Below are 19142 nucleotides of genomic sequence, written 5' to 3' on the forward strand. Positions count from 1 at the left end.
GTGCAAGATTAAATTAATTGCAACTTTGCTTTTATTATTTGTTGATAATTCATAGTTTGATTGACCATTAAGCATGATACAACTGTAGAATACTCAGGTGATTTTTTATTCTTATACCATAACAATTCATGATTAAGTATTTTCATACTTATTTTACTTACATCTAACCCTAGTGCTTCCATGCTATATCTTTTTAATTCAGGCCTCTTGCAAGGGAGATTTTTTTTGCAATTACATGGTTTGCACAACCTACAACTACCATTAGAAAGCATTAATCCATTAAATTCATTTTCTAATTCCCTCATAAGATTATCCATTCTTGATTTTAATATAGAATTACTAGCTTTAACTTTCATATACTCTGTTTTAGTATAGTTAAATTGATCTAAATTACAGTACATAAGAACTATTAATACATGATTATAATCTTTAGAATAAGAGCTAAAAGTAGGACTATATGGAGGGCAAGCCCATTTTTTCTTATAATTAGGGCAACCTTCTTTACACATACTATTAAATAAAATTTTATTTTCAAACTTAAGTAGATCAGATACCTCACAAGTTACTGCACGTAAGTTTATTATTATATCACTAGATGGAGTTTTATGAGTAAAGTCAAAATTAATAATAATATTCACCTCTAAACTTATAGTATTAATTATATAATTTTATATTAACATTATAGATATAAATATATCAATACAAAGTTATATAATTATAAATAATAAAATATTATATATAATTAAAAATAAAAATAAGAAGGAGATTATAATGAACAATAGATTTAATTTAAAACAAGGGGACATAGTGATGAACGATGATCTAATGAAAATATTTAAATGTAGTGGGCAAGGTGGTATGAGAAAATCAAATAAAACAAACACATTAATATTAATATCAGATGAAACAAAAGGACTATACGAAGATAAATGGTATGGAAGCGAGTTTCACTACACAGGTATGGGGAAAAGTGGAGATCAAAGTCTAGATTTTATGCAAAATAAAACTCTAGTACAAAGTAATACTAATGGAGTAGAAGTCTATCTATTTGAAGTGTTTGAAAAGAAAAAATATACATATGTAGGCCAAGTAAAACTAAGTGGAGAACCATATCAAGCTATACAAAAAGGTGAAGATGGATTAGATAGAAAAGTATGGATATTTAAACTAAAGTTATTAGATGGATACAATACACCTAAAGTTAATAAAGATATAATAAAACAAAATATAGAACAAAAGGAAAAGAAAGTAAAGAAGCTTTCAAATGATGAGATAAAAAATAAAGCTAAAGAAGTAAAAGGAAAACCAGGAACTAGAAATATAGTATCAGAAACATTTAATAGGAATCCATATATAGTAGAATACACAAGAAGAAGAGCTAATGGAATATGTGAACTTTGTAAAGAAAAGGCTCCTTTTACAAACCCAAAAGGAGAACCATATCTAGAAGTACATCATATACAATGGTTATCTAAAGATGGAGAAGATACTATAGAAAATACCGTAGCATTATGTCCAAACTGTCATAGGAAAATGCATGTACTTAATTTACAAGAAGATGTAGCATACTTAAAAAATATAACAAAATAAATTACAAACAAACAGCTCAGGGAAACATATGCATTTCCCTGAGAAAACAGTATTGGTACTACTCAATTAACACATTTCATGAATTAAATTCTCAACAGCAGGATCCACTTAATATAATATAAATCACACCTTTTACCTGATACATAAGTATACTAAAGGTTTATTACTTAATAAATATGGAATATAATAGTAATGAATATTAAAAGAAAATGATTTATAAAGGGAGAAAAATGAACGGATTAATATATAAATTAAGCGAATTAAAAGATAAAAATAAACAAGACATAATAAGTGAATTAACAGAATATACAGAAACTAAAGGATTTGTAGTAGAAGAAGGGCAAATAGCAGCTTGGAATGCTTGTATTGATTTTCTAAACTATCAATATAGCTTAAATGAAACTTATGACATAACATGTATATTTGAATACTTGTTACCACTAGAAGGTGGAAGAAGGCCAGATGTTATAATGTTATTTGAAGAAAAGGTAATAATACTAGAATTTAAAAACAAAGAAACTTACAAAGAAGATGATATATCTCAAGCGATAGGATATAGAGAAGATATATATAACTACCACAACTACACAAGAGAAAATAACTTAGAAGTGGAAAGTTATTTAGTGTTAACTAAAGGAAATATAAGTAGTAATATAAATAACCTGCAAATCTTAAATAAACAAAATTTCATAGAAACAATAGACTTTGAAAATCTAACAACTTCAACCAAATTAAAAGCAAATAAGTTTTTAAATTCAGGCTATGAACCACTACCAGATATACTAACTGCAACATATGATTTATTTAAAAGTGGGAAGTTACCACATATTCAAAATATATCAGATGGAGATATAGAAAAAGCTTATATAAATCTTAAGAAGATTGTATTTAACAATATGAGAAATAATTATGGTAAAAATATAGTATTTATAAGTGGAGTGCCAGGAGCAGGAAAGACCCTTGTAGCACTTAAGTTTTTATATAACTATAACAATTACATAAAGAAACAAAAATATACTAAAGATGGAGCTATATATTTATCAGGAAATGGACCTCTTATAAATGTTATAGAAGCTCAGATAGATGAGGCTCTTGGCGAAAATGGTTTAGGTAAAGCTTACATAAAAGGAGCAATTAAATTTAAAAGAGAATACATGAATAATAACAAGGTTCCTAATTATAATGTCTTACTATTTGATGAAGCTCAAAGAGCTTGGGACGAGGATAAGATGGACTCAGGTGGAATAAGCGAGCCTCAAGCTTTAATTAATATATGTGATAAAATTTATAGTGATAAAAAGAATGTTACCTTAGTTTGTTTTGTAGGCAATGGACAATCTATACATGAAGGTGAAGAAAAAGGTATAAGACTTTGGGTAGACGCGTTAAAGTCTAGAAAAGATTATACTATATATCTACCTAATAAATTTGAAGATGATTTTAAAGAGGTTGGAAATCTAAATATAGTAAATGACTTACATCTAGATGTATCTATAAGAAATAATTTTATAGACATATCTAAGTTTGTTGAAGCTATTTTAAGTTGCGATACATATGAAGCTATTAAAGAGCTAGAGTATATAAAATCTAAAGGATTTGTTATTAAAGTAAGTCGTGATTTTAATAAGTGTAAAGATTATATAGAAAATATTGAAAATAAAAACTTAAAATATGGATTCCTGATATCTTCAAAGGTCAAAGGCAATGATATTAAAATTGTTAAAAATGCTTTAAGTAAAGAAAATTTTACAAGCTATATAGATTCAAAAGATGCAGGTACTTGGTTTTTAAAAGAGTGTAACTATATGAATAGTGCAGCTTCTGAGTTTGCGTGTCAGGGTTTAGAAATAGATTTTCCTATAGTTATATTTGGTGGAGACTATGTAATAAAAGATAATGAATTTTACTTTGATAAAAATAAGCTTTCATACCAGTTAAAGAAATACAAAGAACCTAAATCAATCATGGAAAATATTTATAGAGTTCTTTTAACTAGAAGTAGAAAAGGTATGATTTTATTTATACCAAAAGACAATAACTTAGATGAAACTTATGAGTTCTTCAAAAACATAGGTATTTGTGCATTGTAAAAAATCATATAACAAAATTATACCTAAAAAATAAAGATGAAATTAGATAAAAACAAATCAAATAGTAGAAGAAGAAGGACTTAATAAAACTATAGCACAATATTTCTTGCATATGTGCATAGATTTTAAAATATTTATTAGTGTGTCTGATGGCGCTATACGCGTATATATATGGTGTAAAATATATATTTTACTATATACTTTTTTAATTTTTTTATTATATAGAAAAATAAGGTAACAAGGACACAAAAATCTTATATAACTTGCAAATGCTAAAGTTGAGGCGTGTCTGATAGTGTGTCTTATGGTGTGTCCTTGAAGGTTAAGGATACACTAAATAGTTGAACAGCATTTTAATATAAAATAGTTAGGTGTATCCTTGTATCCTTAAACAAAGGCATAAGACACGCTATGGGACACACCTAAATTTAAAAAAATTCAGATCTTTTTACACTGATTAGGGAATTTGAAAACATAAAACATACAATATAATTGTAGTTGTAATTAACGCATATATCAACAACAGTTTTTGTATTTTATAACTTTTAAATAAGATCATCTGCATTAAGATGTATAACGTTAGAATAATACTTCAAAGTTATTTCATTTCTATCTATGCAGATATCTTTTTTAAAATAAAACCAACCATCATAAATTGCAAAAGACTTGTTAATAAAAGTAACATTACTAACATAAGCAAATACAACAAAAAAGCAAAGTAAATTGAAAATATTAAATAAAACACTTCCAAAGCTCAATCTAAAATAGACAAAATCATCTACAAATTCAGCATAAGAATAAAAAGCAAAAAATAATATTACAATAGAACATAGCCTTCTGAAGAATCCCTTAGGATAACAAACTAGACTAAATAACCTTATTATAAAATAAGCAACTAAAGGAATAAAAAGTAAAATAACTTTTAAAAGAATTAACTCCATATTAACAACTCCCAACATAAAATAAAATATAATCCCCTTAATAAAATATTAACACAAAAAATTAGAAAACTAACTAAAACTGGACTAAGATAAGCCTATATCGGAGTGAAATCTAATATCTTACTCCAAAAATCGAGCATCTTAGTCCAACTTTATATATTTAAATTATATATTTGTTATAATCTTGTGTATAAATTAACGAATGGGGAGGAAGAAATGAAATGGTTATTAGTTACTTAATTCCAATGTTAATTGGTGGGTGGTTTATAAGTCGAGGGGTAAAGATTATTAAAACTAAAGATATATCAAAATATGGAATGGATGAAGAAGACAAAGTGATAGATAAAAATAAATATATAAAGATAACATCACATCATTACTTTCTTCAGGGAATAAACTTAGTAGTATTAGCCTTATCTTTTACTGTAGATGAGTACTATTTAAACTTATCAATGTTAAACTTAATGCTATTTACTTTAATATTTCCTGCATTTATGATAATAGAAATAATATGGTTTAGCAAAAGAAAAAAAGAGCTAATTAGAACTATATAGTATAAAGAGGAGAACACATGAAAAGTATTGAATCATTAGAAAATTATATGAAAGTCAATCTTCCTAATTTAACAATATCAATGCCTTTATTTTATAATTCAGAAATAGGAATTAGATTTGAAATAGGAGATTCTAACATAGACTATTTTGAAGAAAAAACAAAATATATGAATGGTGTATATATGAAATCAATTGTCTTATTTGAAGAAGTATTCAATCCTAATACCGATATATATATTGTAGTCAATGCTAGTAGGTGGATTGATGATGAAATAGATGAAAATAAAGAAAAAGAAAAATTACATAAATACATAAAAAATAAAGAATTGTATAATACGATTGAAGGTATTAAATTATCATATATCTATAAGGATAATGACGATGAAGATGAGAGTATAACATTTAGATATTGCTTAGATTGTAAGCTAAAAGATATAAAATATAGAGAACTATTAAAATCAATAGGAAATCAAGATATGGGTATAAAACCAAGTTTTTATGATGAAGTTTACTTTATAAACAAAAATGAAAATATTATTTATCACTTATATGATGACAGAGGGCTAGATATTGTATCTAGTAAAGCAGCTAGTATTAAACATATTTACGATAAGTACAATAAATGGATACTTGATTATGATAGAAAAAGAATTAATAAAACTTTCTTAAAATAAAAAAATTTATTATAATAAATATAAAAAAGGAAGTGGATAAAATGATAAATCGATTAGTACGAGTTACCGTATTAAGCTCCGAGCAAAGACTGTAATAAAACACTATTTGTGAGGGGCATGATTTAAATAAATTACAATTTGTGTGCAGTCTTTGCTTAACTATTTGCCTAAAAATATATAGGAGCAAAGTTAATGAAGTATAAAAAAGCACAAAATGTATTACCAAAAGATATTTTAGAAATAGTTCAAGAATATATCGATGGAGAGTACTTATATATACCACGAAAGTCTGATAATAAAAAATCTTGGGGAGAGTCAAGTGGAACTAAACTTGAGATGAAAAAAAGAAATATAGAAATTTTAAATAAATATAAAGAAGGAATATCAATAAAAGAACTATCAAAAAGATACTACTTATCTGAAAGTAGTATAAGAAGGATAATAAGATATAGTAGTACCTAAGCAAGAATAGTACCTAGTTTTACTTAGGTACTATTTTGTTTGTTCAAAAACATTTCTGAAATGAATTTGAAATTGATATTATTATTATATACATGATAATATTTTAGAGAGGAAATTATATATTATTTTTATAAGGAGGGGAATTAATTGAAGCAAAATAAGTATGATAACAAAAACTTTTTTGAAAAATACAGTGAAATGCCTAGGTCAAAGGATGGATTAAAGTCTGCTGGAGAATGGCCGATATTAAAAAAAATGCTACCTTCATTTGAAGGTAAGAGTGTACTAGATATAGGGTGTGGGTTTGGATGGCATTGCAGATATGCAAGTGAACAAGGGGCTAAATTTGTATTAGGAATAGATATATCTAAAAATATGATAAATGAAGCTAAGATGAAGACAAATTATGAAAATATTGAATACAAGTGTGTTGCGATGGAGGATTTAGAGTTAAAGGATAAAAAATTTGATATAGTTATCAGTTCATTAGCATTTCATTATGTAAAAGATTTTAATGAAATATGCAAAAAAGTATATAACAGTATGTCTGATAATGGAAACTTTATATTTTCAGTTGAACATCCTATATTTACAAGTAATGAAAAGCAAGACTGGCAATATGACAAGAATAATAATATAAATCATTGGCCGACAGATAATTACCTAGTAGAGAATAGCAGGAATACAAATTTTCTAGAGGAAGAAGTTATCAAATATCATAGAACAATAGAAACATATATAAATACACTTATAAAAAATGGATTTATAATAAAAGAAATTTCAGAGCTATTAGGATTAAATGAAATGTTAGATGAAAACCCATATTTAAAAAATGAGATAAGACGACCTATGTTTTTAATAATATCAGCTAGTAAGTAAATGTAAGAGCTATCAAATTTTGATAGCTCTTTTTTTTGCACCAAATTTGCCACAAACTTGCTTCTAATTTACGGAGATTTATATTTTGTAAAACTATAAAATTTAACTATAGAAAAATTAAAAAAATAGGAGGCAAAACACTTTTATGAAAATAAAGAATTCTAGAAAATTAGTTCAAATATCAGTTTTAATAACTGTAATAATATCGGCATTAGCCCAAAGTATACACTCATTGGGTAAGGTAATACCTTGGTTACAAGAATCATACTTTCACTACATATGTCCAACTTGTGGAGTAGTTAGTATATATCAGTTTTTCGTATCTCAAACAATATGGGCAGATAAAGTAAAAAGTATACTCGGATTGATAATAGCGGCTGTAATAATAATTACAATAATATTTGGTCCTATAATATGTGGATTTATATGTCCCTTTGGAACAATACAAGATTTAACTGCAAATATAGGTAAAAAGATGTTTAGAAATAAATATAATAAATTCATTCCCAAAAAACTAGATGAAAAGTTTAAATACCTAAGATATGTAACTCTAATAGGTACAGTTATTTTAACTATAACTGCGAATGTAATGATAATAGAAGCCATAAACCCATACCATGCTTTTTTAGGAATATTTAATGCAAAATCAATAAGTTTAATAGGCTTTGGAGTATTAGTTTTTATAATAATTGCTTCACTATTTGTACAAAGACCTTGGTGTAGGTATTTATGTCCTTATGGAGCGTTATTAGGTATTTTTAACAAATTTAAAGTATTTAGAGTAATTAGAAAAGATAAAACTTGTGTAGGTTGCAAAAAATGTGATAATAGATGCCCAATGGGGATAGATGTACATAATAAAGATTTTATAAGAGATTTAAGCTGTATATCATGTTTAGAATGTGTAGATAAATCTGTTTGTCCTAACTCAAAAACTATAGTATACACATCAGATGAAATAGAACCAGACGAAGAAACAAATAAAGAAGAAAAAGAAATGGAAATAAATTAAGAAAGAAATAAATTGGAGGGAAATATAATGAAAAATAGTAAAAATAAAGTTGTCGCAGGTATAGTAGTAGGTATGATAATGGGATCGGTTGGAACTAGCTTACTAACAACATATCAAGTAAATGGTCACAATAATAATTTTGAACATGATAATTATCAAAGCAATTTTGAACAAGGTGAAGGGCAAGAGGATGGCATGCATGAGGGAATGCAAGGACAAGGTAAAGGGCGTAGAGGTGGTGGACGCCATCAGGGAGAAGGCTCTTTAGAAGCTAGTGAAAGTATAGATGTTGAAAGTGGTCAATATAAAGATGGAACTTATAAAGGCCAAGCTAATGGATATGCAGCTAATATGCAAGTAGAAGTAAAAATATCAAGTGGAAAAATAACTAACGTAGAGGTGGTTAGCCACAATGAAACTCCAGGATTTTATGAAAAAGCATTCGAGGAAGTTCCTGCATCAATAGTAGAAAAACAAAGTACAGATGTAGATACTATATCAGGAGCAACTTATAGTAGTGTGGGAATAATAAATGCAGTAAATGATGCTTTATCAGATGCGAAAACTACAACAGATACAACTGCTGATACATCAAACTTAGAAACAGTACAGCAATAAAAGGAGATAAATATGAATGAATTTATAGAAGTTGAAGCATTTATATTTGGAACTAAAGTATATCAAAAAATATGTACTGATAATTTTAATAAAGAACAAGTACATACAATTTTTAATAAGGCAAATGAAATAATGCTAGATTTTGAAAATAGATTAAGTTTTTATAAAAATGATAGTGAAATAGGTAAAATAAATGAAAAAGCTGGAAAGTCATATGTGAAAGTAAGTGAGGATACTTTTGAAATAATAGAAAAAGCTAAGTATTACTCAGAAAAAACACATGGATTGTTTGATATAACAATAGCTCCATTAGTAAAAGAGTGGGGGATAAATACTTATAACCCTAAAATAATACAAGAAGATAAAGTCTTAGAAATTTTAAAGTTAGTAAATTATAAAGATATATTACTAAAAACAGAAACTAGAGAAGTTATGTTATCTAAAGAAAATCAAAAAATAGATTTAGGAGGAATAGCAAAAGGTTATATAGCTGATAAAATAATAGACTTTTATAAATCTAAGAAAGTTAAATCAGCAATAATTAATATTGGTGGAAATATAAAAGTTTTGGGTAGTAAAGATAATAGTGAACCGTGGGGAGTAGGAATATATAAACCTCAAAAGCATAGCCAAGATATAATAGCTAAGATAAAAATACAAGATGAATCAGTAGTAACATCTGGAGACTATGAAAGAGCTTTTAAATACGAAGGCAAATTGTATCACCATATATTAAATCCATTAACAGGATATCCTGCAAATACCGATTTAAAAAGTATAACTATAGTTTCTAAAGACTCAATAAAGGGAGATGCTTTAGCAACACCACTTTTTATAATGGGAAAATATAAAGCTTATGAATTTATGAAAAAATATAATATCAGTGGGATTTTGGTTACTAATGAAGATGAAATAATCATAAGCAAGGACTTAATAAGTAAGTTTAGTTTATTTGAAAACTATAAAGTATTATCATTTTAATAAGGGATTGTCTAAATTAGACATCCCTTTTTAGCTATTATATACAATAAACAACTAGATTTTAGATACAAGAAGAAGTATTATAAAATAAAAAGAACTTAATGAAAAGGAGAACTGTTTTGTCAAAATTAATATATATTGCTGATGATGAAGATAATATAAGAAAATTAGTAAAGACATTTTTATTAAATGAAGGTTATATAGTAAAAGATTTTGAAAATGGAGATTTATTATTAAAAGAGTTTAATAATAAAGAATGCGACTTAGCTATACTAGATATTATGATGCCTGGATCTGATGGATTTGAAATATGTACAAAATTAAGAGAACAAAGCACTGTACCAATTATAATGTTAACAGCAAGAGATAGCGACATAGATTATATAACAGGTTTGACGCTAGGAAGTGATGATTATTTTACAAAACCATTTAGTCCCATGGCGTTGGTTATGAGGGTAAAAGCAATATTTAGAAGAATAGAGTTTGAAAAGAATAATAATCAACAGGAAAAAGAAATAACACTTAAGTTTGGAAATATTATAATAAATACAAAAAACAAAATAGTAAGTTTTAAAGAAAATAATATAGATTTAACTCCTAATGAATACAACCTATTAACTTATTTGTTTGAAAATAAAGATAAAGCTGTATCAAGAGATGAGCTATTAAATAAAATATGGGGATATGATAGTGAAGTAGAAACAAGAGCTGCGGATGACACAGTTAAAAGACTTCGTAAAAAAATATCTAAAACAAATGTGTTGATAGAAACAGTATGGGGGTTTGGATTTAGACTAAAGGTAAAGAATGAGAATGAAAATGATTAAAAAATTAAAAAACAAAATAAGTATAAAAACCAGAATACTAGTAAGTATATTAATTTTAATAATTACTATTTTTAGTGGAATCGTGATATCATTTAATTTATTAGTTCATGAATATATAGAAAAAAGCTCTAGAGAACAATTACAAAAAGCAACTTTTATAGTTGAGAATTTCGATGAAAATTACAAACCTAGAAGAGGGCAACACAATAAATATGGAGAGCCACAAGATATTTTTTCGAATTTCTTACAGGGTATTCAAGATAAAATAAAGATGGCTGAAATGGAATCCGATGCACAAGCTATGGTAATTGATGAAAATTATAATATGATATTCCCAAGCTCAAGAGATGCAATATTTTTAGATTTAGATAAGTATAAATCAATTTTAAAATACATACAAAAACATGAAATAAATTTAGATAGTGATAAAGAAATTAAAATATCAACAGGGTCTAAAGATTATTATATATCAACAGTCAAGTTAAATAGCTTAGAAAGCAATGATAGTTTATATATGGTACTGTTCATAGATGTATCAAGCACAATAGATTTAGCTCAAAAAGTTAACTATGTATTGATTGTAATTATGATTATTGCTGGTATACTAGCTATAATTATATCAATTATTTTAGCAAAAAATATTGCAAATCCAATACAGGAGTTATGTAAATTTGCTAAAAGTATAGGAGATGGAAGTTTTGAAAAATGTAGTTCTGATTTTAAGGATAAAGAACTAGATGAACTTTGTAAGGTAATGAATAAAAGCGTAGAGAAGTTGGATAAATACGATAAAGAACAAAAAACATTTTTTCAAAATGCATCACATGAACTTAGAACACCACTTATGTCTATAAAAGGGTATGCAGAAGCTATAAAATACAATGTAATAGATAAAGATAGAGCAAGTGATGTTATTTTAGAAGAAAGTGATAGACTAACAGATATGGTTGAAGATTTATTATATCTTTCTAAGATGGACAATATAACAAAAGATTATAGTTTAGTTGAATCTGATATGAGAGAAATATTATCTAATTGCACTTTAAAGCAAAAGCCTACAGCAATAAAAAACTCTATAAGTTTTAAATATGAATTTGATGATAATCCAGTAATTCTAAAATGTGATGAAAAGAGTATATATAGAGCTTTTTTAAATATTATAGATAATGCTTTAAGATATGCAAAAAGTGAGATAATACTTGGATGTAAAAAAGAAGACAATAAAATTGTAATATTTATAGAAAATGATGGAGATAAAATACCTGAAAAAGATTTAAATCATATATTTGATAGATTTTACAAAGGAAGTAAAGGAAAACATGGAATAGGACTTTCAATAGTAAAATCTATTATAAATAAACATAAAGGAAAGATATATGTAGAAAATAATGATATAGGAGTTAGATTTACAATAGTTTTTGAATTACAACAATAGAAGATAGAAAAACAGGGTGGCTTATTATATGCACCCTGTTTTAGTTTTTCAAACAAATATTTTCAATAAACTTGATAGCATTTATGTTACCATTTTCAGTATCTAGTTTAGATTTAATTGATATAGCTCTATTTATATTTACAGAGCTATCCATATCAATAAAAGCTTGTGATAAATCATTTATAGAAATATTTGTTTCATACATTGGTTTTAGAGCATAGCCCATTTTGTAGAGTCTATTTGCCCAAAATGGTTGATCTACTGAAAAAGGCATGATTAATTGTGGCTTACCAGATTTTAAAGCTGTTGCCATTGTACCAACACCTCCATGATGCACAATACCCTTAGAAAGAGGGAATAATAGACTATGAGGTGCAGATTTTACTGATAATATATTATCTGCATTATCAAAATTCATACCACTTGTACCAGTTAAAACTATAGCTCTATTATTAGTTTCTTTCAAAGCTTTTATCAAAACTTCCTTAAACTTTAAAGGATTTTTAAGTGGCATACTACTAAAAGAAATTATAATTGGAGCATTTCCATTAGATATAAATTTTTTAATTTCATCACTTAGTTGCTCATTAGCGCTATCAATAAAAAGAAAACCTGATAAGTATACTTTTTTACTCCAACTATTAACATCTTCAAAAATAAACTTGCTTACAGGGTATAGTAGTGGTATAGGTTTACTTTCAACATTATAAGTATAAATGCCACATTTACGTTTTGGAAGTTTTAATATTTTTTGTCTAAAGTCATTTATCTCTTTTATATATGAAGCTTCTGCATACTTTATTGGTAAATAAGTTAGTTTATTTATTATTGACCCGAAATTACCTTTATAAGAAATAGCTAAGTTCGGAAACTCTTCAACCGGATATACAATAGGCACAGGAGGCATATGTATACATGGTATATTAAGAGAAATAGCTATATCAGGAGCACCTAAAGCCTTTGGATGATAAACAATTACATCAGCACTTTTAGCACAATTATAAAATTGCTCTAAAGTTTTTCTATAAGCTGGATTTATATATTCTTTGGAATATTTTATAGCTTTTATAATATGCTTAGAAGCATTATTAAAAATATCTTGCCCATCCTTGCTTTCCAATAATTCCATCAAGTCTAAATCTGCTTTGGAAAACTCTATATTATAACTTTTTATTAAATCTTTAAAACTTTCCCCGGTGCAAATTACTGCACTATGACCACGCTTTATAGCTTCAACTGCTAGTGCTATATATGGTTGAACATCTCCACGAGTACCTAAAGTAAAAATAGCAATTCTCATAATACCTCCATTATTTATAGACAGCTTGCTTTAGTATAAGCGTCCATTTTTTGTATTTATTCATAACTTCATCTATATCAATGTTTTCGTGAGATTTTAGCTTAGATTGCAAATAACCATCTAACATTAAAGAAATCATTTCTAAAATATCACCTATGTCTAGATCATCTTTGAACTTACTTTTATCTACATTTATAAAGTATTCATATACATTGACTTGACTATCTAATGTGTTACTTATCATATCTAAAATTTTTTCATCATTAGAACAATATGCCATAACAACAAAGTTTAATATGTGAGGATTTCTTTTAAGAAGCTTACATTTTTCTTCTGTTATATACTCAAGTATCTCGAAAAGATCAGTACTACTTTTACATAGTTCTATATTAATACTTTTAGATATTAAATCTTTAGCATACTTAGCCTTTCTTCTTCTAATTTATTAAATACCTCGTTCAAAAATAAACCTCCTAAATATTTGACTAACTTGGTTAATAACTAAAATTATAATTTATTGACTATTTTTTTCAAGACCCTTAAAATCAATAAACAATAAAATAAAGCAAGAATTAAACTATATGAAAATATAGAATAATACTTGCTTTTTATTAAACATTATTTTGTTGCTTAGAATTTGTTTCTTTAATTATCATAGCTATTATTAAACAAACAACTATCATAATACCACCACTTACATAAAATGGTGTAGTCATAGATACGCTATCGTAAACAAATCCACCAATTAAAGGACCTATAACAAGACCAAAATCACAAACTATACTATATATACTATACATAACACCCATTTGAGAATCATTAGTTACATCTGTATATATACTTTTTATACATACTCCATATAAAATTCCGCCCATTGTAGATATAACCCATAAAATACATAATAATATAAATGAATTAGCACTAGGTGTAGCAATAGATGTAATAGCTATTATCAATAGACCTAATATCATGGACTTTTTCTTAGAAGATTTATCTGCATAATTTCCAATTTTAGCTGCAAACATACTTTGTGCGATAAGACTTGGTAAATATGCAATAGCTATTAACATCATGTCATTTGAAAATTTGTCTATAAGATATATCATGATTATAGAACTAACAATTGATGACCCTATAGCGACTATAAATATTATAAATAATACTTTTATTGTGTCTTTAGATAGATTTTTTAATTTATTCTTTTTAGATAGTATAGACTTTTGAGCAGAGAAATTTTGAGTCTCGGGAACTTTTTTTATAGAGTTGAATAAAGCATACAAAGAAGCTATAGAAAATATTGCAAATAATATCTTCCAACTTTCCATAAAACTAGCACAAGAAAATACGAAAAAAGTTAACATACATCCATAAAAATATCCACTAGAATGATATCCATCAATTTTTCCAAATGCTTCTGAAGAATTGGTTTTATCTGTTGTATCTGAAATGATTGCATAAGTAGAAATAGTCATAGAAGCAGTTGCTACACCTTGAAGAATCCTTGCAACGTATATTAACGTCATTGTGCTTGCTACTGCGTATATACAGTGGGAAATAGCAAATACAAGACAAGAAAATAAAAAGATAGGTTTTCTACCACAAGTATCTGCTATTTTACCCAATATAGGTCGCATTATTATAAGTATAAATGATAGTACTGAATAGAGACCTGCTATTTCTAACGCACTCATATCTAAGTTTTTACTATAGATAGTTAACAAAAATCCCATTACTCCAAAGGGGAGTGATGTTAAGATAATGGGTTTGCTTAAGTATGTGATATTACTATTCATATTTCACCTCCAAGATAATATAATTATATTTATTCTAAAGGTTATATATAAATTCCTTTATAGTTTACATAAAGATAGATTGTTCAAGCATAAAAAATAAGCACTTTAAATATAGTGCTTACATAGATTATTTATCTAATAGTCTTTTTCATTAGGTTTTATTATATCATATTTTTGAAATCTATGAGGAACAAGGTGATATAAAAGAAGAACTGGACATACAATTAGCATGAATAGAATAAACTCTAAAAACTTATTATTCATATTAAATTCGAATTGAAGATTTATTGCAGTAAAGAACACTAAGAAGTTATATAAAAATACATAAATAGTAAACTTGGGATTATAAGAAGTACTACAGTTTGAACACTTTAAATATTTAACTGTACCCTTAAATCTATCTTTAAATATAAATCTATAATTGCAAACAATACAACTTTTCAAAAATTTCCTCCTTTTTATAGCTAATATTTAGATCGGCATAATCTTTTATTAGACAAATATAAGTCCCACCTTAAATTAATGAAAAAGACCTAAAAATTAGGTCTTCATTAGCTATTTAAATATTTTTTCAAAGCCTTAATACCTAAAACTAATACATAAATAGTTAAAATAGATATAACAAAAGATAAAGCCATATTAAAAATACCTATAAATCCAACAAATCCAAACCCCATATCAACCATAAAGTTAGCCCCCATAATAACACCTTTCTAAAATTTTTTATATAGTTAAATAATACAAATAAACTTTAGTAAAATCAATAAAATATAGAACTTTATACAAATAAACATATTTATATAAAAATAAGACTATATTCAAATATTTGAATGTAGTCTTATTTTTATTAAGAATACACTTAACTAGGTAGCGAAGGGGGGATATATAGGTTGCAGCGACATTTACAAGCATCTTTTCAGCTTGTATGGAGCAAAACCTATATATCCCCCCTGAGCAACCAAAAGACATATTCTAAATAATAATCATAGCAACAAAAGTTGTAACCACCAATCCACACAAAACAGGAATTAAATTTCTCTTAGCAAGCTCAATTGGACTAACACCACATATAGCAGCAGCAGGAACCAAAGCCCAAGGTACTAAACACCCACCACCAGTCCATATAGCACCAATTTGACCTAATGCAGCAAGAGCTCCCACGTTACAATCAACAGCAGCTCCAAACACTGCAGCAGTAGAACCAGCTAAAGCCATACCAGAAAATCCAGAACCATCAAGACCAGTAATACAGCCAACAACAGTCTGTATAGATGCAACAAAATACTTATTTAAAGGAACTGCCTCAGATAAAGCTATACCTAAATCTGACAATAAACCTTGAGAAGAAGGTGATAAAACATCTCCTAAAAGCTCTGTCAAAGGCAAAACCTCACCCATATAGAAAAATGCTCCTATAGGAATAATTACTGCAAAAATTTTCATTCCAAATAAAAATCCATCCGTAACATTTTCACATATATTATCCAAACTACCTTTTCCATGATTAATAACATTTATTATAATCAATAAAAATATAGCTGTTCCTCCTAGTAGTGCAGTAGCATCTCCACCTTTTAAATCAAACATAAACATAGCTAAAATATCTAAAGAAAATAATATTAAAACTAAAAATGTAGCTATCTTAGCCTTAACATTAAACACTTTAACATCAACTTTTTTATTTTCAGTTATTTCATCTTTAAATAACCCCTTCTTTATATCTCTTTTTAACATATAAAAAGCGACACCTATAGTAACAATAGCCATAACCCAAAATAAAATCATACCATCATTAATAACGCTAGAAACATCAATACCAGCAGCACCAGCAGTAATACTTGGGGCACCTTGAATTATAAAATCGGTTGAAAGTGCAAGACCATGACCAAATAAATTAAGGGCAACAGCAACTCCAATAGCAGGAAGACCGGAACGAATAGCTATAGGTAAAAATATTGCACCAACTAAAGCGACTGCTGGACTAGGCCAGAAAAACCAAGAAAGAATAGTCATAGAGATACCAACCGTGAAAAAAGCAGTAGTTTCATTTTTTATAATTTTTGAAAATGGTTTTATCATATATTCAATAGCATAATTATCTTCAAGTGACTTCGATAATGCAACCATTATGGAAATGATCATTATTACAGGGCTAAGTTCTTTTAAAGATATAATAAGCCCATTAAAAACAGCTCCAATAGATGTAGATATATTGCTTGTATAAAATAAAGCTAAGAAAAATACACCTAAAATACAAGGAACTATAGTATCCTTTTTCATAATCATAGTAAATAATATTATCAATATGAATATTGCATAAATATAGTGAGCGCCAGTTAAAGTCATATAATGTCCCCCTTAAAATTAAGATATTATAATATATGAACAAGTTATACTATTAGTTACCACTGCTAAAATAGTATATATCTAAAAAAATTTAGTTTTAAAAAATTATAATATGTTACTACAATATAAAAATTTTCATAATATATAACATCTAATTATTAAAATATAATTGAGTAATAGTAAGGAGGTGATAGAATTGAATGTTAATTTACAAAGAATGGTTCCTACTTATTGCTATCCAGAAGAACTAGGTGAATTAGAATATTTTATTCAGTTTAACGTATATGAAACTATAGATTATAAAAATGATATATTAAAAGATATAAAGGAAACATATGACCTTGTATGTTTTTGTGAGAGAGATTTAGACATTTGTAAAATAGGTCATACATCCCCAAGACTAAATATAATATCTACAAAAATAATAAATACAATAGAAGGAACATCTATAGAAGGTCAACACTTAACAGGTAAAAAAATAGTAATAATAGGAGAATTAGAATTAAGTTTAATTATATATTATTGTACTGACTATGATGGATATAATCAGTTTGTAAAGGATATTAGTATTCCATTTAGCACATTTATCATGATTCCAAAAGATATATGTAACTTAGGCGATATAAATTTAAGATACTTTATAGAAGATGTAAGTTTAGCATATTTATGTACTACAAGAGTTTTAGTAAGTACTACTTTATTAATTCAATATGTAGATGAATATTAATTATACTAAAATAAAAAGGTGAACCTATGAAAGTTGTAAACGAATGCAGGGTAGATTATAAGTATAGGTTATCATTAAAAAGTCCAATAATAAATAAAACTATTTTTAGCAATATAGCATCAACTCAAATTATAAAAGAATCATTAAAACTAAGTAAAAGTGTAAATAAAAAATCCACATATACCTTTGATATACTAATCTATACAATAACTATCAAGAATATAAGTGACTCTATTATAAAAAATATATTCTTTAAAGATGATATTCCTAAAAGTACACGGTTTATTGAAAATTCAGTTAAAATAAATAATATAAAGTTAAGATGCTTAAATCCTAATGAAGGATTTTATATAGAAAAACTAGATGCTAAAGATAGTATAGAATTATCCTTTAAAGTATTAGTAGTTCCTATAAATTATTACAATATAATAGAAAACTTTTCAATTATTGAATATGATTATATATATAATGTAGAAGAAGCACCATATTTAGTAAAAAAGGAAAGTAACATAGTAAAAACTAAGTATGCGAAAAAAATATTTAAACAAATGACATTTGGTGATTATTTTAAAACTTCTTATAGCATAGACAAAATAATAGACTATAAATATAACATAGACATAATGGATACAAAGATTATAAGAAATCCAAAACCTAATTTATATACGCTTTTAATAGTTGGAAAGATAGAGTTTAAAGTGTGGTATAAATATAATTGTTGCAAGAAATGTAATTCAGAGGTATTTGGATTTTCAACATGTATGTCAGTTCCAGTAGGTATAATCTTAGGAAATAAAGATGATATAAAATACGATATGCAATACTTATCTATTGATTTAGTAAATTCCAATACTATATTTTTAAATATGAGTTTATTATTATATTATTGAAAAACATCGACAATACAAAGTAT

The 19142-nt window shown here is 26.6% G+C and carries 21 protein-coding genes; 13 read left to right on the forward strand and 8 right to left on the reverse strand.

The annotated features are described in order from the left end of the window. Positions 1 to 8: 8 nt before the first annotated feature. Positions 9 to 638 carry a DUF2284 domain-containing protein gene (locus ACEXNK_RS09440; protein WP_373600709.1) on the reverse strand — a complete coding sequence of 210 codons (630 nt, stop codon included), beginning with the start codon at positions 636 to 638 and terminating at the stop codon, positions 9 to 11. Positions 639 to 771: 133 nt separating this feature from the next. On the opposite strand from ACEXNK_RS09440, the gene ACEXNK_RS09445 reads away from it, so the two are divergent. Together ACEXNK_RS09445 and ACEXNK_RS09450 are read left to right on the forward strand one after the other, a co-directional pair. Then, positions 772 to 1590 carry an HNH endonuclease gene (locus ACEXNK_RS09445; RefSeq protein WP_373600708.1) on the forward strand — a complete coding sequence of 273 codons (819 nt, stop codon included), beginning with the start codon at positions 772 to 774 and terminating at the stop codon, positions 1588 to 1590. 230 nt (positions 1591 to 1820) lie between these two features. After that, positions 1821 to 3680, forward strand: a complete 1860-nt coding sequence (locus ACEXNK_RS09450) for a DNA/RNA helicase domain-containing protein (RefSeq protein WP_373600707.1) — start codon at positions 1821 to 1823, stop codon at positions 3678 to 3680. Positions 3681 to 4225: 545 nt separating this feature from the next. On the opposite strand, the gene ACEXNK_RS09455 is transcribed toward ACEXNK_RS09450, so the two are convergent. After that, entirely contained in the window at positions 4226 to 4621 is a 396-nt protein-coding gene (locus tag ACEXNK_RS09455; protein ID WP_373600706.1) for a hypothetical protein, read from the reverse strand. 221 nt (positions 4622 to 4842) lie between these two features. On the opposite strand from ACEXNK_RS09455, the gene ACEXNK_RS09460 reads away from it, so the two are divergent. The 9 genes from ACEXNK_RS09460 (at position 4843) to ACEXNK_RS09500 (ending at position 12063) form a co-directional block, all read left to right on the forward strand. Beyond that, positions 4843 to 5175: a hypothetical protein gene (locus tag ACEXNK_RS09460; protein ID WP_373600705.1), complete on the forward strand. Its 333-nt coding sequence runs from the start codon at positions 4843 to 4845 to the stop codon at positions 5173 to 5175. A gap of 17 nt (positions 5176 to 5192) precedes the next feature. Continuing rightward, positions 5193 to 5849, forward strand: coding sequence for a DUF3885 domain-containing protein (locus ACEXNK_RS09465; protein WP_373600704.1), 657 nt, complete (start codon positions 5193 to 5195; stop codon positions 5847 to 5849). A 192-nt stretch (positions 5850 to 6041) separates the two neighbouring features. Then, on the forward strand, positions 6042 to 6311 hold the full coding sequence (locus ACEXNK_RS09470) for a CD3324 family protein (protein WP_373600703.1): 270 nt from the start codon (positions 6042 to 6044) through the stop codon (positions 6309 to 6311). Positions 6312 to 6458: 147 nt separating this feature from the next. Beyond that, positions 6459 to 7190 (forward strand): class I SAM-dependent methyltransferase, encoded by a 732-nt coding sequence (locus tag ACEXNK_RS09475; RefSeq protein ID WP_373600702.1) that lies wholly within the window; start codon positions 6459 to 6461, stop codon positions 7188 to 7190. A 145-nt stretch (positions 7191 to 7335) separates the two neighbouring features. Next, positions 7336 to 8202 (forward strand): 4Fe-4S binding protein, encoded by an 867-nt coding sequence (locus ACEXNK_RS09480; protein WP_373600701.1) that lies wholly within the window; start codon positions 7336 to 7338, stop codon positions 8200 to 8202. A 27-nt stretch (positions 8203 to 8229) separates the two neighbouring features. After that, entirely contained in the window at positions 8230 to 8820 is a 591-nt protein-coding gene (locus ACEXNK_RS09485) for an FMN-binding protein (RefSeq protein WP_373600700.1), read from the forward strand. 12 nt (positions 8821 to 8832) lie between these two features. Beyond that, positions 8833 to 9801, forward strand: coding sequence for an FAD:protein FMN transferase (locus tag ACEXNK_RS09490; RefSeq protein ID WP_373600699.1), 969 nt, complete (start codon positions 8833 to 8835; stop codon positions 9799 to 9801). A gap of 119 nt (positions 9802 to 9920) precedes the next feature. Further along, positions 9921 to 10628: a response regulator transcription factor gene (locus tag ACEXNK_RS09495; protein WP_373600698.1), complete on the forward strand. Its 708-nt coding sequence runs from the start codon at positions 9921 to 9923 to the stop codon at positions 10626 to 10628. Then, a complete protein-coding gene (locus ACEXNK_RS09500) occupies positions 10621 to 12063 on the forward strand; it encodes a sensor histidine kinase (RefSeq protein WP_373600697.1) in 1443 nt (480 codons plus the stop codon). Before ACEXNK_RS09495 ends, ACEXNK_RS09500 begins: the two co-directional genes overlap by 8 nt. A 40-nt stretch (positions 12064 to 12103) precedes the next feature. Here ACEXNK_RS09500 and ACEXNK_RS09505 read toward each other — a convergent pair whose 3' ends face one another. The 6 genes from ACEXNK_RS09505 to ACEXNK_RS09530 all read right to left on the reverse strand — a co-directional run bounded on the left by ACEXNK_RS09505 (position 12104) and on the right by ACEXNK_RS09530 (position 17502). Further along, the gene (locus tag ACEXNK_RS09505) at positions 12104 to 13363 is read right to left on the reverse strand and encodes a glycosyltransferase (protein WP_373600696.1); all 1260 of its coding nucleotides are present in this window, start codon (positions 13361 to 13363) and stop codon (positions 12104 to 12106) included. A gap of 10 nt (positions 13364 to 13373) precedes the next feature. After that, positions 13374 to 13643, reverse strand: coding sequence for a hypothetical protein (locus ACEXNK_RS09510; protein WP_373600695.1), 270 nt, complete (start codon positions 13641 to 13643; stop codon positions 13374 to 13376). A gap of 331 nt (positions 13644 to 13974) precedes the next feature. Beyond that, positions 13975 to 15156 carry an MFS transporter gene (locus ACEXNK_RS09515; protein ID WP_373600694.1) on the reverse strand — a complete coding sequence of 394 codons (1182 nt, stop codon included), beginning with the start codon at positions 15154 to 15156 and terminating at the stop codon, positions 13975 to 13977. A gap of 135 nt (positions 15157 to 15291) precedes the next feature. Beyond that, positions 15292 to 15600, reverse strand: a complete 309-nt coding sequence (locus ACEXNK_RS09520) for a hypothetical protein (RefSeq protein ID WP_373600693.1) — start codon at positions 15598 to 15600, stop codon at positions 15292 to 15294. Between the two features lie 107 nt (positions 15601 to 15707). Then, on the reverse strand, positions 15708 to 15842 hold the full coding sequence (locus ACEXNK_RS09525; protein ID WP_373600692.1) for a hypothetical protein: 135 nt from the start codon (positions 15840 to 15842) through the stop codon (positions 15708 to 15710). A 286-nt stretch (positions 15843 to 16128) separates the two neighbouring features. Further along, a complete protein-coding gene (locus tag ACEXNK_RS09530) occupies positions 16129 to 17502 on the reverse strand; it encodes a hypothetical protein (protein ID WP_373600691.1) in 1374 nt (457 codons plus the stop codon). A 196-nt stretch (positions 17503 to 17698) separates the two neighbouring features. On the opposite strand from ACEXNK_RS09530, the gene ACEXNK_RS09535 reads away from it, so the two are divergent. Together ACEXNK_RS09535 and ACEXNK_RS09540 are read left to right on the forward strand one after the other, a co-directional pair. Next, positions 17699 to 18229 (forward strand): hypothetical protein, encoded by a 531-nt coding sequence (locus tag ACEXNK_RS09535; RefSeq protein WP_373600690.1) that lies wholly within the window; start codon positions 17699 to 17701, stop codon positions 18227 to 18229. Positions 18230 to 18255: 26 nt separating this feature from the next. After that, positions 18256 to 19119, forward strand: a complete 864-nt coding sequence (locus ACEXNK_RS09540; protein WP_373600689.1) for a DUF11 domain-containing protein — start codon at positions 18256 to 18258, stop codon at positions 19117 to 19119. Positions 19120 to 19142 lie beyond the last annotated feature (23 nt).

Origin of the sequence: Paraclostridium bifermentans (genome assembly GCF_964259345.1) — a bacterium.
In the GTDB taxonomy this organism is placed as follows: Bacteria; Bacillota; Clostridia; order Peptostreptococcales; family Peptostreptococcaceae; genus Paraclostridium; species Paraclostridium bifermentans_B.

What these genes read in the sequence shown, in the direction of transcription:
- ACEXNK_RS09505 (WP_373600696.1), bottom strand. Translation starts at nt 13,363, where the DNA reads ATGAGAATTGCTATTTTTACTTTAGGTACTCGTGGAGATGTTCAACCA.
- ACEXNK_RS09525 (WP_373600692.1), bottom strand. Translation starts at nt 15,842, where the DNA reads ATGGTTGATATGGGGTTTGGATTTGTTGGATTTATAGGTATTTTTAAT.
- ACEXNK_RS09540 (WP_373600689.1), top strand. Translation starts at nt 18,256, where the DNA reads ATGAAAGTTGTAAACGAATGCAGGGTAGATTATAAGTATAGGTTATCA.
- ACEXNK_RS09445 (WP_373600708.1), top strand. Translation starts at nt 772, where the DNA reads ATGAACAATAGATTTAATTTAAAACAAGGGGACATAGTGATGAACGAT.
- ACEXNK_RS09510 (WP_373600695.1), bottom strand. Translation starts at nt 13,643, where the DNA reads ATGGCATATTGTTCTAATGATGAAAAAATTTTAGATATGATAAGTAAC.
- ACEXNK_RS09500 (WP_373600697.1), top strand. Translation starts at nt 10,621, where the DNA reads ATGATTAAAAAATTAAAAAACAAAATAAGTATAAAAACCAGAATACTA.
- ACEXNK_RS09530 (WP_373600691.1), bottom strand. Translation starts at nt 17,502, where the DNA reads ATGACTTTAACTGGCGCTCACTATATTTATGCAATATTCATATTGATA.
- ACEXNK_RS09450 (WP_373600707.1), top strand. Translation starts at nt 1,821, where the DNA reads ATGAACGGATTAATATATAAATTAAGCGAATTAAAAGATAAAAATAAA.
- ACEXNK_RS09470 (WP_373600703.1), top strand. Translation starts at nt 6,042, where the DNA reads ATGAAGTATAAAAAAGCACAAAATGTATTACCAAAAGATATTTTAGAA.
- ACEXNK_RS09490 (WP_373600699.1), top strand. Translation starts at nt 8,833, where the DNA reads ATGAATGAATTTATAGAAGTTGAAGCATTTATATTTGGAACTAAAGTA.
- ACEXNK_RS09465 (WP_373600704.1), top strand. Translation starts at nt 5,193, where the DNA reads ATGAAAAGTATTGAATCATTAGAAAATTATATGAAAGTCAATCTTCCT.
- ACEXNK_RS09460 (WP_373600705.1), top strand. Translation starts at nt 4,843, where the DNA reads ATGGTTATTAGTTACTTAATTCCAATGTTAATTGGTGGGTGGTTTATA.
- ACEXNK_RS09480 (WP_373600701.1), top strand. Translation starts at nt 7,336, where the DNA reads ATGAAAATAAAGAATTCTAGAAAATTAGTTCAAATATCAGTTTTAATA.
- ACEXNK_RS09455 (WP_373600706.1), bottom strand. Translation starts at nt 4,621, where the DNA reads ATGGAGTTAATTCTTTTAAAAGTTATTTTACTTTTTATTCCTTTAGTT.
- ACEXNK_RS09515 (WP_373600694.1), bottom strand. Translation starts at nt 15,156, where the DNA reads ATGAATAGTAATATCACATACTTAAGCAAACCCATTATCTTAACATCA.
- ACEXNK_RS09485 (WP_373600700.1), top strand. Translation starts at nt 8,230, where the DNA reads ATGAAAAATAGTAAAAATAAAGTTGTCGCAGGTATAGTAGTAGGTATG.